The following is a 14,356-nucleotide window of genomic DNA, read 5'->3' on the forward strand; positions in this document are numbered from 1 at the left end:
TTATGGAATTACTTACAACTAACAATGTTTGGATGATGGTGTGTACTGCCCTGGTATTTTTTATGCACCTGGGTTTCTCACTGCTTGAAGTTGGTTTAACACGCCAAAAAAATGCAATTAATATCCTTTTTAAAAATGTATTTATAATCTGTGCAGGTTTATTGTTTTATAGCCTATTAGGTTTTAACCTGATGTATCCAGATTCTTTTTATGCCGGGGTTATCCCAGATTATTTCTTTGGTTTATTTGGTTTAGAAGCTCCCCTGGCAGATGGCTCTTTAGACTTAGACTATAATCAAGGTTATACCTATTGGACTGATTTTTTATTCCAGGGAATGTTTGCTGCAACCGCTGCAACTATTGTTTCCGGGGCGGTAGCTGAAAGAATTAAGCTGGGAAGTTTTATGCTTTTCTCTGTGATTTATATTACGCTGGTTTACCCTATTGTAGGATCCTGGAAATGGGGGGGCGGATTCTTAGATGAACTTGGCTTTTATGATTTTGCAGGTTCTACCCTTGTACATTCGGTAGGCGGTTGGGCTGCACTTATAGCTATTTATTTATTAGGAGCTCGATTAGGGAAATTTGGCAAAGACGGGCAGTCTCACGCCATCCCCGGGCACAATATACCTTTGGCCACTGCAGGGGTCTTTATACTATGGTTAGGATGGTTTGGTTTTAATGGAGGTTCTGTCCTTTCTGCCGATCCAGCTTTAACTTCCATAACTCTGGTCACTACCTGTCTTGCGGCGGCAGCTGGAGGGATATCAGCATTTTTAGTGAGTACTATAGCTTATAAGAATTATGACCTTACCATGTTTCTTAACGGAATTTTAGGCGGCCTGGTTGGTATTACTGCTGGAGCCGACCTTATGAGCCCTTTAGATGCCGTTCTAATTGGCCTCGTTGCAGGAGGCGTTATTGTCTTTGGCGTTTCACTAATTGACAGAATTAAACTAGATGACCCAGTTGGTGCCGTAGCTGTACACCTTGCCTGCGGAATATGGGGCACCATGGCGGTTGGCATCTTTGGAAGCCTGGCCGGTTTTGATCAATTCTTATCCCAATTAGCAGGAATTGGAATTGTAGGAGCTTTCTGTTGTACTTCGGCATTTATTCTATTAAAAATCATCAAATCCACCATGGGATTACGAATGGAAGAAAGAGAAGAAACTGAAGGCCTTGATGTTCACGAACACGGAATGGATGCCTATGCTGAATTTGGCACGGCAAACGACCGATAGTTATAATTAAACCAAATTACAAAACCACACAAAATTAAATTTATCTAACAACTTAAAAATTTCAACATGTTAAAAAAACAAACAATTCTGGTTTTATTCTTTGGCGCTCTTTTATGGAGTCAAAATTCAACGGCACAACAAGATGAAACAATTGACAAAATTGGAGCAAGTTTAAGTCTTAATCACGATGCCTTTTTTGGTTTTAATCCTATGATGAGTTTGTCTTATCAATTTAGCGAAACCGATGCCTTTACCGCTTACGGAATACAATGGGGCGCCGGAACCGGATCAGCTTGGGGTCAATGGACTGAGTTTGGTATTGGTTATAACCGAAGCTTAGGAAATTTTGATATTAACCCACAGCTAGGTTTTACTATGGGTAATTTACTTTCCAGTGGAGCAGGTGATCAACGTGGAATAATTGGCGATGGAATTGTACCCAATCTTACTGTAAACTATGATTCAGAGTATCTTGAAGGACAATTCTATTTTGGTTATTACGCATCCCTAAGAGACGGAACTGAACTTGCAGGTGAATCAACCTTAAACTATGTTCACTACTGGGCAAACCTTGGGTACAAAGCTTCTGATTTTTTCTCTTTTGGAGGCCATTTTGAAGAACTTTTTCTGGACGGAGGAAATGTTAATGGTGGCGGAAATGTAGACCGTGCAGATTATTATGTTTGGTTAGGTCCCTACCTTCAATTTCAAAAGGGAAATGCGGGTATGCGCTTTTCTTTCGGAAGTAATTTAGCTGATGAAGATGATCGCTCTGCACCTAATGATTTTTATAAATTAAGCTTCTTTATTACACTATAACAACAAATTTAAAATTTAACTCCTGCTGAAATGGCAATTTTCAGGTCATTTTCAGCAGGAACTTTAGGGCAGGAAAAATTACTGTTATAAGCACAGTAAGGATTATAAGCTTTATTAAAATCTAACAAGATGGAATCACCCTCCGGTATCCTTAAGTCTAAATACCGTCCGCCGGAGTAGGTGGTTTCGCCGTTAGTAAGATCTGTAAAAGGTAAAAACAGGTAATTATAATATTCCTTATCAGAGATCAATTCCTGGTTTTGAAACACATTGAGTTTAAAATTCTTCTTCTGAAGGCTAAAATAGATTTCCGCATACTTCACATAAATTGGCAACCTATCTGTTGTAGTTTGCATTTTAAAAGGAGCTTCAGCCGGAGTTCTTAAAAAGTGCGCTTCTACAATAAAGCTGGAATCAATTTCAAAAAAATTTAAATTTCTAAACTCATTTCGATCTTTTTCTGAAAGCGGACTGCGATTTGGATCACTGAATTTTTCATTCATTTTCTGCTGAAAATCCATTGCAGTAATTTCCTGAGAGAAGGAATTTAAACTTCCGAAAAGTAAAATTAATATCAGGATAAAATTTTTAACTTTCAGCTGCATAGTATTTAGCTTCTCCAAGATACTCCCTAATTTTAGCGTTATATTCTTTGCTCAATTTTAGATCTAAAATTCCTTCTATATCATACAACGCTTCCATATTATCAAAACCGGTTTTAAGCAAATCTTCAAGATATAAAAGTGCGGTTTCGTGATCGCCATCGTGCCCCGCAATCTTGATGATATTAAGATAAGCTTCAGGATCCTTTTTATCAAAAATTGTTCTAAGAATACTTACAAAAACTTTAGATCTTGAATTAGCTTCCGAATTCACATAGCCATCATAATAGTTTTTACTGAGATTATCTAAAAAACCCTGTAACCTACTCGCCATTTTTTGCCTGGCCCCATTTAATTTTTCTTCATTCTCTTGGAGACCTTCAACCTGTGCAGCCCACCAACCAATATTTTCAAAATTTGAGGTCACAACATCATTTTCCATATAATAAAGAAATTCCTCCTGTTTCGCTTCTTCAGCTGAAACTACGTTTCGATATTCTCTTCGTTGTTCCCTAAATGCTTTATTTCTTCTAATATTTTTAATCTGGTCCCTTAAATCTACGTCAAAACCAAGATCATCATACTTATCTTCTATTTGTTTCAATTTTTCAAAAGCCTGGTAATAATTACGCTTACGTCTCAAAACTTCGGCGTATTCCACTTCGACGTCAAAAAGTTCTTTAACGAGGTCCAAATCTTTAGGCCTTTTATTTTCCCTAATAGCATTTAATGTAAATCCAGCAACTGCATTTTGAATCATATCTGCATTAGGCCATTCAACGTCCTTATCACAGGAATAGAAATTCATTTCGGTTGGATAATTTTTACTATCTAGATAATCATTTATCTGTTCAAGAATAAACATAGAATTATTACTATCGCAGGCTATGGCGCTAAACATAAATTTATTATTAGCATTCAAATACTCTGTATTCATCCAGGCATTTTCTACGGCCAGAACGCCAGCAATATTATTATAAATTAAAGGTAGTGCAGCAGCCAATTGCCCACCTTCTGAAAGCCCAGCAACATAAACCTGTTTTTTATCTATGGAAAGCATTCCATCTACCTGATTAATAAATGGGGCAACTTTTTCAATATTATTCTTTAAAGAATCTTGCTGTAAATCTAAGTTGAAAGCAGCAATTATATAAGACTGTTGTTCTGCTACTGTTCTGAAAAGTTGGGTACTTGCTCTACCTCTACCTTTAGCATCAAAAACGAAAATTACAGGAAATTCTTTTTCTTCATTAAAATCCTGGGGTAGGTATAAAGCAAAAGAAGCTGAGGTAGAATCGGCAGTTGGAATAGAATCAACAATTCTACCCACCGGAATTTCCATCTCTTGGGAAATTACTATTTGGGGGATAAAAACTAAAAATAAAAGAATAAAAGATATATTTCTCATCATAATGCTAATTATTATTATAAATATAAGGATAGATATCAAAGATCGTGCATAAAAAAACCCTCATCAAAAGATGAAGGTTTCAATAAACATATAAATGGTAGATTTATTTCTTTACTCGTTGCAATCTAAGCTTATCGCTTTTAAAGATAAGACGCGCTAATAGTGAGACTATTAACAGTACTGCGAAGATCAAAAATAACACTCTCACAACTTCAATTCCGGCAAAATTTAATCCAGTAAATCCTACCGCACCCGTTAACGCTGCTACAATTAAGTATAATGTACTATATTTTCTCATAATGCAATTTCTTTTAGGTAAATGTACACACAGGATAGTCGTATTATTATTAAAAAAATTACAATTTGCTATACTTTAACTAAAAAATAATTTGAATTTAGTCATTCGTTAAAAACAGCTGAAAAAAGCTCTGCTTTTAACAGATATAAATAGCAACTTTAAAATTATACCTGATTTTTCTTTGAAATAAATTTAAATACTTAAAATAGCTTTCTTCTATTTCTATCTATTGGTGCGAATTCTACCACCTGGGACAGCACAATATGGGTTTTGGTTTCACCATAGGTAATGAGTTTATCTATAAATTCCTCTAAATGGGATTGATCCCGAAGAACAACTTCCATAATAATATTTTCATTTCCAGTAATTCGATAGCAATTATTCACCTCTTTAAATTCTTTTACTTTTTCCAAAAAAGGTTTTAATCTACCCATAAAAGCCCTAAGTGTAATTATTGCCTTTAACTGATGGCCAGTTTTATGATAAGAGATTTGCGTTTTATATCCTTTAATAATACCGGCATCCTCCATTTTTTTAACTCTTTCAGCTACTGCTGGAGAACTTAATCCAATTTCACGACCAATTTTAGCAAAAGAGTAACGGGCATTTTGTTGTAATCTAGTTAAGATTGCCCAACTTAAATCGTCTACTTGCATATTAAAGTTTTAATTATATATACCTTATTATTAAACGCAAAATCTATCATTTACTTTAAAAAGCAAAGATAAGCTATTTTATTTCTTATTAATTTTATAGGAAATTAATATTAATGTCACAGGCTTTTTTCCATAATAATTATCAAAATCCGGTTTATTTTAAAGCATTGGAAATATTTAAGCTGTCCAGGGCTATGGCTGTGCATTTCACTGAAGATAAACATGTTCTTGAAATGGGTATTTCTTCAAGTTCAAAAGATAGATTTGCCGGAGACCTTGTAACCGAATCCCTCCAGCTTGCGCCAGGTGTAGCTTCGGTTGCTACCGCAAAAAGCATCGGTTCGCGCCTGGAACGTATTCGGAATATTAGAAGGTCAAGTAAAAGCCTGAAGTCACTTTGCAGAAGCCTGGAATTCTCAGGTGTTAAAGAAAGTGAGTTTTTAAACCTACTTAGAAAAGAAATCCAAATTTTTGACAGGATGGTTAGCGATTGGATTCAGCAGATTCGGAAAGCTTAAAAAATTTTCAAGAATTTATTTTCCTAAAAAAAAGCGAGTTTCACACCTTCTATAAGCATATTAGTTCCAATAATTGCTATAATTAGCCCCATTATCTTTTCGATCACAATAATCTTATTTTGGCCTATAAACCGAACTAAATATTCACTGGAAATAAAAGCGAGGTGATTTAAAAACATAATTAAACCAAACATAGCTACAATAATTCCCATATCCATATAGCTGGCCGTGGTAGTATAGTTTACTGCAGTTACTATTGTTCCTGGACCAGCAAGAATTGGAATAGCCAGCGGAGAAATGGAAATTCCTTCATTAAAATCTACTTCAGTCTGGTTATCAATACTGGATTGTTGTGCCCTTATCATTTCAAAGCCCACGAAAAACACCAAAATTCCACCTGTGATTTTAAAGGCAGGGATGGTTAATCCAAAAAGTTGGAAGATATATTTACCCAATAACACAAATCCTGTTACGATAACAAAAGCCGTGAAAGTCGCTTTTTTAGAAATAAAACGCTTTCTTTTTCCATCGGCCTGTTTGGTTAAGCTAAGGAAGATTGGAATATTCCCCACAGGATTATTAATCGCGAAAAATGCGGTAAACGCACCTATGGCATATAACCAGATATTTTCCATAGATTTATATTTTTGGTACTTACGAAGTTACGGGTTGAAATTAAGAAGCAGCAAAATTAATCTGAAATTTTAGCCCCACCCAATAAAAAGGAAAAAAGTTTTAAAGCACCTTAGAACTTAATAATTAACGTATCGCTTTTTTAGAAAATTGAGGACATTTTCAGTTATGGTTTATCTTATTATAGCATTGAATTCTTAAATTAAAAATTGTTTTGAAATGAAAAATCCCAATGAGGCTTTCGCCCATTGGGATGATTTATTAATAACTATAAAAGCCGTGATTCGCTAAGCTCATCACTTCTTTTTCGCAAAAATATTTTCAAAACATTTTTAGGTCTATAGATCCCGATTCGCTGTGCTCATCGGGATAAGCGATTCGCACACATCCCCAGGCTTTTCGCCTGGAAATGTGGCTCTCTGCTTACATATTTCTTCTATACTGCCCGCCTACCTCAAACATAGCCTGGGTAATTTGCCCCAGGGAGCAAACTTTGGTGGCTTCCATTAATTCTTTAAAAATATTCTCATTTTTAATAGAGGCCTCTTTAATTTTTTCTAAAGCTGCTTCAGCTGAATCTTCTTTGGCTTTGTGAAGTGTACTCAAAGTTTTAAGTTGATGCTGCTTCTCTTCTTCTGTAGCTCTAATTACTTCTCCTGGAGTCACAGTTGGCGAACCGGTAGAACTTAAGAACGTATTTACACCAATTATTGGATAATCGCCATTATGCTTTAAAGTTTCATAATGCAGACTTTCTTCCTGAATCTTCCCACGTTGGTACATCGTTTCCATTGCACCAAGAACTCCTCCTCTTTCGGTAATTCGATCAAATTCGGTTAAAACAGCTTCTTCGACGAGATCGGTTAATTCTTCAATAATAAATGATCCCTGGATTGGATTCTCGTTTTTAGCAAGTCCTAGTTCTTTATTGATAATTAACTGAATAGCCATCGCTCTTCTTACCGAAGCTTCGGTTGGCGTGGTAATCGCTTCATCATACGCGTTGGTATGCAGCGAATTACAGTTATCGTAAATCGCATAAAGTGCCTGAAGCGTAGTTCTAATATCGTTAAAATCTATTTCCTGGGCGTGCAGCGATCTACCTGAAGTTTGAATATGATATTTCAACATTTGCGCCCTTGGGTTTGCACCGTATTTATGCTTCAAAGCTTTAGACCAAATTTTACGCGCTACCCTACCTATTACCGCATATTCCGGATCTATTCCGTTAGAAAAGAAAAACGAAAGATTTGGCCCGAATTTATTGATATCCATTCCCCTGCTTAAATAATATTCCACATAAGTGAAACCATTGGCCAGGGTAAATGCTAACTGTGTAATTGGATTTGCACCTGCTTCAGCAATATGATATCCTGAAATTGAAACCGAATAGAAGTTTCTTACTTTTTCTTTAATAAAATGTTCCTGAACATCACCCATTAAACGCAAAGCGAATTCCGTAGAAAAGATACAGGTATTTTGTGCCTGGTCTTCTTTTAAAATATCAGCCTGCACGGTTCCGCGGACCACGCTAATAGTTTTTTCTTTGATATCTTCATAAACTTCTGCCGGTAAAACTTGGTCTCCGGTAAGTCCTAAAAGCATTAATCCAAGTCCGTTGTTTCCTTCCGGCAAATCCCCTCGATAAACGGGACGGTCTAGATCACGATCATCATAAAGTTCTTTATATTTCGCCTCAACTTTATCCTCCAGGCCGTTTTCTTTAATGTATTTCTCACATTGCTGATCTATAGCCGCATTCATAAAGAAACCAAGCAACATAGGCGCCGGTCCATTTATCGTCATACTTACCGATGTCATAGCATCTGCAAGATCAAACCCTGAATAGAGCTTTTTAGCATCATCCAAACAGCAAATAGAAACCCCGGAATTTCCAATTTTCCCATAAATATCGGGACGTTCATCTGGATCGTTTCCATAAAGCGTTACCGAATCAAAAGCGGTTGAAAGTCTTTTTGCGGGTAAGCCCATACTTACATAATGAAATCGGCGGTTGGTTCGCTCTGGCCCACCTTCACCGGCAAACATTCTTGTAGGATCTTCACCCTGTCTCTTAAACGGATAAAGACCTGCGGTATATGGAAATTCTCCCGGAACATTTTCCTGAAGACACCATTTTAATATATCGCCCCAGGCTTTATATTTTGGAAGCGAAACTTTTGGAATTTGTGTATGGGAAAGCGACTCGGTATGTGTATCTATTTTTATCTCTTTATCGCGAACTTTAAAGGAATAAACAGGCTCTACATATTTATTTACTTTTTCCTGCCAGCTCTGGATCACTTCCCAATTGTAAGGATCTAAATCCATTTTTACCCGGTCAAATTCTGCGAAAAGCAATTTTAGAAAATCCTTTTGGGAATCTTCAGCAAACTCATTTATTTCCTCCTGGTTAATTCCGTGTTTTTCTAAATATTTAGATTGGTTGTTGGTCATTTCCAAACTAGAAACCGACTCGATTGTTTTAAAAACTCCGTAAAGTTTTTGCGCTACCTCAGCCTGGTTTGCAGCTTTCTCGTCGTAGCTTCTATTATTTTCAGCAATTTCTGAAAGATATCGTGTTCGCTTTGGTGGAATTACAAAAATCTTCTCACTCATTTCTGCTGAAATCTCAAAGGTAGAATTCAGATCGGCTTTGGTTTTTTCAGCAATCTTATCCATAATCTGACGATACAGGGTGTTCATCCCCGGATCGTTAAACTGAGAGGCAATGGTTCCAAAAACCGGTAGTTTTTCAGCATCTTCGTGCCATAACTGGTGATTTCGCTGATATTGCTTTTTCACATCACGCAAGGCATCCTGTGCACCACGTTTATCAAATTTATTGATAGCCACCAAATCGGCAAAGTCAAGCATATCGATTTTCTCTAACTGCGTTGCTGCACCAAATTCCGGCGTCATTACGTATAGAGCAACGTCAGAATGATCCATAATTTCGGTATCACTCTGTCCAATTCCAGATGTTTCCAGAATAATTAAGTCGAATTCAGCCGCTTTTAAAACCTCAACAGCTTCAGCCACGTGTTTAGAAAGTGCAAGGTTAGATTGGCGGGTAGCCAGGGAACGCATATAAACGTGTTTATTGTTTATGGCATTCATCCTAATTCTATCTCCCAGCAAAGCGCCGCCGGTTTTCCTTTTAGAAGGATCTACAGAAATTATCCCGATATTTTTTTCGGGAAAATCACCTAAAAATCGGCGTACCAATTCGTCTACCAAACTGGATTTTCCTGAACCTCCGGTTCCGGTAATTCCAAGAACTGGAATTTCGCTTTTATCTGTGTCTTCTCTTAAAGGTTCAAAATGCTTCAGAAAAGAATCGTGTTTATTTTCTGCAAGGGAAATTAGCCTTGAAATAGTATTTACATTCTTATTTTTTAAATCTTCAGCAACAGATTTTTCTTCAACCAAATCGCGAGTTTCAGTATCTACCCGCTTCACCATATCATTGATCATTCCCTGGAGTCCCATTTCACGCCCATCATCTGGCGAGTAAATTCGGGTTATTCCGTAGTCCATCAATTCTTTAATTTCCTCAGGAAGAATTACCCCACCACCACCGCCAAAAATAGCGATATGACCGGCGTTTTTCTCCTGAAGCAAATCGTGCATATATTTAAAGTATTCAGTGTGCCCACCTTGATAGGAAGTCATCGCAATAGCCTGTGCATCTTCCTGGATGGCGCAATTCACCACCTCATCTACACTACGGTCGTGACCAAGGTGAATTACCTCAACTCCGGTAGACTGGATGATTCGGCGCATTATATTAATGGCTGCATCGTGCCCATCAAAAAGCGAAGCCGCGGTTACAATTCTTATTTTATTTTTAGGGGTATATGGCTTTTGTTGTTCCATTGCTAATTATCTCTGAAATTTTGACCTGCAATTTACGAAAATCGCAACCAAATATTGAAATTTTAAATTTTTTATGAGGATTTTATAAGCAAAAATAGCTTGATTAAAGAAAGTCAAAAAGTGATTCTCAGGCTCCCATTTTTAAATTTATATCTTTGAAAAATCAAATCCAGGGCAAGCTTGCGATATATAAGATGGATTTTTTTGATATCCAGGTAAGCCTTCAAATATTTAAATCTCGATTATCGAGTAAAAAACATTTCTATGAAAAAGATTATTCTCGTTTTTAGTGTACTTATATTTTCTTCCTGTGCCGAATTACAAACTATAGCCGAAAATTATCCCCAAGTAGGTGTTAGTAATACCGAAATAGCTTCGGGTTTACGGCAGGCTTTGGATATGGGGATTGAAAAACAGGTAACAAAACTTACTGAAGAAAATGGGTTCTACCGCAATGAATTAGTAAGAATTACTTTACCACCAGAGTTACAAAAAGTAGATAAAACCCTAAGGGATGTTGGCTTAGACGCTCTTGCCGACGAAGGCTTAAAAGTTTTAAATCGGGCTGCGGAAGAAGCCGTTAAAGAAGCTACACCAATTTTTGTAAATGCCGTACAGGAAATTACTTTTAATGATGCTAGAAATATTTTACTTGGCCAGGATAACCAGGCCACCTTATACCTTACCGACAAAACTGAAAAATCACTGTATAACAAATTTAGTCCTGTAGTTACTTCTTCACTTGAGAAAGTAGGAGCTACCCAAGTATGGAGTAATATTATAAACCGGTATAACAGCTTACCACTTACTACAAATGTAAATCCAGACCTTGCAGATTATGTGACCAATGAAGCTTTAAATGGGGTTTACACAATGATTGCTGTTGAAGAAAAGGAAATTAGAGAGAAGGTTTCAGCACGAACCACCAACCTTTTACAACGCGTTTTCGCTCTTCAGGATCGTAATACAGGTTATTAAAAGCTTTTTTGAGTTGTTATAAATCGGCAATTATCTAATGTTTTTAACAAACCAAGTGCTTGAAATAGATTTTTTTACATCAATCTTAACGCACACTTAGCAATCCTTTGAGTTTCTGCAGGCTATCTTTGTATCAAAGACAAAAACAGTTATGTTCAAAATCTTTGAAACAAAATCTACAGAAGAATGCCTTTGTGATAAGTACACACATCTTATGCACAAATCGTTTAAATTGGCGCTAACCGATAAGGAAGAAAGTGACCGATTGAACGAGAGAGCAAAAAAAATTCTTCGGGAACTAAGGAGAATGCAATACGATAAGATAGATTCTTAAGCGCTAATTGTTTTAAAATAATCTATTGCTGCAATCAATCGGGATCCATACCAACTAAAATACTCACCATCTACCAGCTTAATTTCAGCATTTAAAGTTGAAAAATATTCTTTATGCTTTTCCTTGAACGGAAATGGCTCAGATGAAAGCAATAATAAATCAGGATTTTTAGCCTTTAATTCTTCAAGAGTAGTTTCTGGATACCTGGATTCTATAAACACATTTTCAAACTTATTCAGTTTTAGGAGTTCATCTATAAAAGTGTCTTTCCCGGCAACCATTAAAGGTTTTTTCCAAATAAAATACGCTACTTTTTTAACCGGTTTATCCCGGAGTTTTTCTTGAAGAACAGCAATTTTGTCCCTAACGGAATTCACCATTGTTCCTACTAAAGCTTTTTTTTGAAAGATCTCACCATATTGAAGCATCAATTCAAAAGCATCTTCAATTTTTACAATATCTGAAACGTGTACAGGAGCAATTTCTTCCAACTCCTCTACCATTTCCTTAGTATTTTCCTCTTTATTACAGAGAATAATATCTGGTTTTAAAGCTTTTATTTTTTCAAGCTTTACTTGTTTTGTACCACCTACCATGGTTTTGTTCTTCCTAAGATATTTGGGATGAACGCAGAATTTAGTGACCCCCACCAGATTTTCCTCCAAACCTAAATCCACAAGAAGTTCGGTTTGGCTGGGTACTAATGAGATAATTCGCTTAGGAATATATGGAAGAGAAATCTTTCTCTGTAATTGATCTATCACTTCCATGTTAGAATTTTAAAGTTTACTCAACTCTTCTGCCATTTGTTGCTGAAGTACTTCAGCTTTAGCTCCGGCTATTTCAGCGAAATTCGAAGATTCTGAAGCATAAATAATCTTTCGGGAAGAATTTACCAAAAGGCCAACATTTTTTGTCATTCCGTATTTACATACGTCTTCCAGTTTTCCGCCCTGTGCGCCTACTCCAGGAACAAGTAAAAAATTCTCAGGAATGATCTCTCTTATTTCTTTTAAAAATTCAGCCTTAGTAGCTCCCACAACGTACATCAAATTCTCAGAATTTTTCCAGGTTTTAGAGGTTTTAAGTACTTTTTTATAAAGTTCTTCCCCGTCAATTTGCTGGGTTTGGAAATCAAAAGCCCCCTCATTAGAAGTAAGTGCCAATAATATAGCCTGTCGGTTATCAAATTCCAAAAAAGGTTCTACCGAATCTTTTCCCATATAGGGTGCGACAGTTACCGAATCAAAGCCAAGATCCTGGAGAAAGGTTTTAGCATACATTCTTGAAGTATTACCTATATCACCACGCTTGGCGTCTGCAATAGTATAAATTTCGGGATATTCGTGATGAAGATAATTTATAGTCTTTTCTAAGGCCTGCCAGCCTTCAACGCCATTGGCTTCATAAAAAGCAATATTCGGTTTATAAGCCACGCAAAACTTATGAGTAGCGTCTATAATCGCTTTATTGAATTCAAAAATAGGATCGTCCTCAGATAATAAATAGGTTGGAATCCTGTCTATATCCACATCAAGCCCCACACATAAAAACGATTTCTTTTTAAAGATCTGTTCAGTTAATTCTTGCGGGGACATAGGTTAGTTTTTGTAATTAATATGATTCAAAATATAAAAAGAAAATTCCGCTTTCGCGGAAAGTAATTCTTAAAATAAAAACTCGAGGCTATTGAAAACTTATTAAAATCGTCATTCTCAATTCATTTCAGAATCTAATTAGTTGATATCTCAAACAAGTTAGAAGCTGAAACAAGTTCAGCTTGACGATAATAGGCAGCTCCGAAATTGTTAAAATACATCTGAATTTTCCTTGAGCTTCTCTGTATTTTCTACAAATCGCAATTCGTCAAGTATTTTCTGGATATCCCCATTAATGATATTGGAAAGATCATAAAGCGTAAGGTTAATACGATGGTCTGTAACCCTTCCCTGGGAATAATTATAGGTTCTAATTTTTGCACTACGGTCACCACTGGAAACCATAGAGTTTCTTTTAGCAGCATCGGCTTCCTGCTTTTTAGCAAGTTCCATTTCATATAAACGCGAGCGTAATACTCTAAAGGCTTTCTCCTTGTTTTTATGCTGTGATTTTTGATCCTGGCACTGTGCCACTAATCCTGTAGGCTCGTGAGTTAAACGCACAGCAGAATAGGTGGTGTTCACCGATTGCCCACCGGGACCGGAAGAACAGAAATAATCTATTCTCACCTCTTTTGGATCTATCTCTACATCAAATTCTTCAGCTTCTGGAAGTACCATTACGGTAGCGGCCGAGGTATGTACACGCCCCTGGGTTTCAGTTTGCGGAACACGTTGTACACGGTGCACACCGGCTTCAAACTTCATTGTACCATAAACATCTTCACCAGAAACTTCAAAAATCATCTCTTTAAATCCACCACTGGTACCTTCACTATAATCTACAATATTATGTTTCCAGCCTTTGCTTTCTAAATACTTGGTATACATTCTATAAAGATCGCCGGCGAAAATACTGGCCTCATCCCCACCGGTACCAGCCCTAATTTCTATCACTACATTCTTCGCGTCATCCGGATCTTTAGGAACGAGCATCATTCTTATCTTTTCTTCCAGCTTTGGCACTTCCTTTTCAGCTTCATCAAGCTGCATTTTGGCCATTTCGGTCATTTCAGGATCGCTGCCATCGGCAATAATTTCCTTGGCTTCTTCAATATTATTGGTGAGCTCTAAATATTTTTCCCGCTCATCCATTAAGGCCCTAAGGTCTTTGTATTCTTTATTTAATTCTATATATCGCTTTTGATCTGATATCACATCAGGCTGAATAATTAAATCATTCACCTCATCAAAACGCTGCTTTACTATGTTAAGCTTCTCGATCATATAATCAATCTGATTTTAGGAAAACAAATTTACGATAAATTGGGCGAATTATAAGATTGAAAAAAGAATTGTAAATTGAAACGATCTAGAAACTTTTAT

The 14,356-nt window shown here is 36.6% G+C and carries 13 protein-coding genes; 5 read left to right on the forward strand and 8 right to left on the reverse strand.

Going from position 1 to position 14,356, the window contains the following annotated elements; genetic code table 11:
• Window positions 1-2 precede the first annotated feature (2 nt).
• Both FG27_RS03195 and FG27_RS03200 read left to right on the forward strand, forming a co-directional pair.
• Window positions 3-1,244: an ammonium transporter gene (locus FG27_RS03195; protein WP_037315432.1), complete on the forward strand. Its 1,242-nt coding sequence runs from the start codon at window positions 3-5 to the stop codon at window positions 1,242-1,244.
• A gap of 66 nt (window positions 1,245-1,310) precedes the next feature.
• Complete coding sequence (locus FG27_RS03200) at window positions 1,311-2,063, forward strand: DUF6733 family protein (RefSeq protein WP_037315435.1); 753 nt, start codon at window positions 1,311-1,313, stop codon at window positions 2,061-2,063.
• Between the two features lie 8 nt (window positions 2,064-2,071).
• Here FG27_RS03200 and FG27_RS03205 read toward each other — a convergent pair whose 3' ends face one another.
• The 3 genes from FG27_RS03205 to FG27_RS03215 all read right to left on the reverse strand — a co-directional run bounded on the left by FG27_RS03205 (window position 2,072) and on the right by FG27_RS03215 (window position 5,030).
• Window positions 2,072-2,668, reverse strand: a complete 597-nt coding sequence (locus FG27_RS03205; RefSeq protein ID WP_037315438.1) for a DUF1684 domain-containing protein — start codon at window positions 2,666-2,668, stop codon at window positions 2,072-2,074.
• A complete protein-coding gene (locus tag FG27_RS03210) occupies window positions 2,652-4,076 on the reverse strand; it encodes an alpha/beta hydrolase (protein ID WP_037315441.1) in 1,425 nt (474 codons plus the stop codon). Before FG27_RS03210 ends, FG27_RS03205 begins: the two co-directional genes overlap by 17 nt.
• Before the next feature lie 498 nt (window positions 4,077-4,574).
• Window positions 4,575-5,030, reverse strand: coding sequence for an Lrp/AsnC family transcriptional regulator (locus tag FG27_RS03215; protein ID WP_037315443.1), 456 nt, complete (start codon window positions 5,028-5,030; stop codon window positions 4,575-4,577).
• A gap of 113 nt (window positions 5,031-5,143) precedes the next feature.
• Here FG27_RS03215 and FG27_RS03220 point away from each other — a divergent pair, with 113 nt between their 5' ends.
• On the forward strand, window positions 5,144-5,548 hold the full coding sequence (locus FG27_RS03220) for a hypothetical protein (protein WP_037315446.1): 405 nt from the start codon (window positions 5,144-5,146) through the stop codon (window positions 5,546-5,548).
• Between the two features lie 23 nt (window positions 5,549-5,571).
• Here FG27_RS03220 and FG27_RS03225 read toward each other — a convergent pair whose 3' ends face one another.
• Both FG27_RS03225 and FG27_RS03230 read right to left on the reverse strand, forming a co-directional pair.
• Window positions 5,572-6,183: a MarC family protein gene (locus tag FG27_RS03225; RefSeq protein WP_037315449.1), complete on the reverse strand. Its 612-nt coding sequence runs from the start codon at window positions 6,181-6,183 to the stop codon at window positions 5,572-5,574.
• A gap of 421 nt (window positions 6,184-6,604) precedes the next feature.
• On the reverse strand, window positions 6,605-10,060 hold the full coding sequence (locus tag FG27_RS03230) for a methylmalonyl-CoA mutase family protein (protein WP_037315453.1): 3,456 nt from the start codon (window positions 10,058-10,060) through the stop codon (window positions 6,605-6,607).
• Window positions 10,061-10,324: 264 nt separating this feature from the next.
• Here FG27_RS03230 and FG27_RS03235 point away from each other — a divergent pair, with 264 nt between their 5' ends.
• Together FG27_RS03235 and FG27_RS03240 are read left to right on the forward strand one after the other, a co-directional pair.
• Window positions 10,325-11,038 carry a DUF4197 domain-containing protein gene (locus tag FG27_RS03235; RefSeq protein WP_037315454.1) on the forward strand — a complete coding sequence of 238 codons (714 nt, stop codon included), beginning with the start codon at window positions 10,325-10,327 and terminating at the stop codon, window positions 11,036-11,038.
• 151 nt (window positions 11,039-11,189) lie between these two features.
• Window positions 11,190-11,372, forward strand: a complete 183-nt coding sequence (locus tag FG27_RS03240; RefSeq protein ID WP_037315457.1) for a Lacal_2735 family protein — start codon at window positions 11,190-11,192, stop codon at window positions 11,370-11,372.
• Here the strand turns inward: FG27_RS03240 and FG27_RS03245 are convergent.
• From FG27_RS03245 to prfA, 3 genes are all read right to left on the reverse strand, one after another.
• The gene (locus FG27_RS03245; protein ID WP_037315459.1) at window positions 11,369-12,142 is read right to left on the reverse strand and encodes an ABC transporter substrate-binding protein; all 774 of its coding nucleotides are present in this window, start codon (window positions 12,140-12,142) and stop codon (window positions 11,369-11,371) included. The genes FG27_RS03240 and FG27_RS03245 overlap by 4 nt on opposite strands.
• A 9-nt stretch (window positions 12,143-12,151) precedes the next feature.
• Window positions 12,152-12,970 carry an orotidine-5'-phosphate decarboxylase gene (gene pyrF / locus FG27_RS03250; RefSeq protein WP_037315462.1) on the reverse strand — a complete coding sequence of 273 codons (819 nt, stop codon included), beginning with the start codon at window positions 12,968-12,970 and terminating at the stop codon, window positions 12,152-12,154.
• 210 nt (window positions 12,971-13,180) lie between these two features.
• A complete protein-coding gene (gene prfA, locus FG27_RS03255; protein WP_037315464.1) occupies window positions 13,181-14,257 on the reverse strand; it encodes a peptide chain release factor 1 in 1,077 nt (358 codons plus the stop codon).
• Between the last annotated feature and the right edge of the window lie 99 nt (window positions 14,258-14,356).

The organism is Salegentibacter sp. Hel_I_6 (assembly GCF_000745315.1).
Taxonomy (GTDB): Bacteria; Bacteroidota; Bacteroidia; order Flavobacteriales; family Flavobacteriaceae; genus Salegentibacter.

Excerpts from the sequence above, each read along its gene's own strand:
- FG27_RS03195 (WP_037315432.1), top strand. The coding sequence starts at position 3 with ATGGAATTACTTACAACTAACAATGTTTGGATGATGGTGTGTACTGCC.
- FG27_RS03200 (WP_037315435.1), top strand. The coding sequence starts at position 1,311 with ATGTTAAAAAAACAAACAATTCTGGTTTTATTCTTTGGCGCTCTTTTA.
- FG27_RS03205 (WP_037315438.1), bottom strand. The coding sequence starts at position 2,668 with ATGCAGCTGAAAGTTAAAAATTTTATCCTGATATTAATTTTACTTTTC.
- FG27_RS03210 (WP_037315441.1), bottom strand. The coding sequence starts at position 4,076 with ATGATGAGAAATATATCTTTTATTCTTTTATTTTTAGTTTTTATCCCC.
- FG27_RS03215 (WP_037315443.1), bottom strand. The coding sequence starts at position 5,030 with ATGCAAGTAGACGATTTAAGTTGGGCAATCTTAACTAGATTACAACAA.
- FG27_RS03220 (WP_037315446.1), top strand. The coding sequence starts at position 5,144 with ATGTCACAGGCTTTTTTCCATAATAATTATCAAAATCCGGTTTATTTT.
- FG27_RS03225 (WP_037315449.1), bottom strand. The coding sequence starts at position 6,183 with ATGGAAAATATCTGGTTATATGCCATAGGTGCGTTTACCGCATTTTTC.
- FG27_RS03230 (WP_037315453.1), bottom strand. The coding sequence starts at position 10,060 with ATGGAACAACAAAAGCCATATACCCCTAAAAATAAAATAAGAATTGTA.
- FG27_RS03235 (WP_037315454.1), top strand. The coding sequence starts at position 10,325 with ATGAAAAAGATTATTCTCGTTTTTAGTGTACTTATATTTTCTTCCTGT.
- FG27_RS03240 (WP_037315457.1), top strand. The coding sequence starts at position 11,190 with ATGTTCAAAATCTTTGAAACAAAATCTACAGAAGAATGCCTTTGTGAT.
- FG27_RS03245 (WP_037315459.1), bottom strand. The coding sequence starts at position 12,142 with ATGGAAGTGATAGATCAATTACAGAGAAAGATTTCTCTTCCATATATT.
- pyrF (WP_037315462.1), bottom strand. The coding sequence starts at position 12,970 with ATGTCCCCGCAAGAATTAACTGAACAGATCTTTAAAAAGAAATCGTTT.
- prfA (WP_037315464.1), bottom strand. The coding sequence starts at position 14,257 with ATGATCGAGAAGCTTAACATAGTAAAGCAGCGTTTTGATGAGGTGAAT.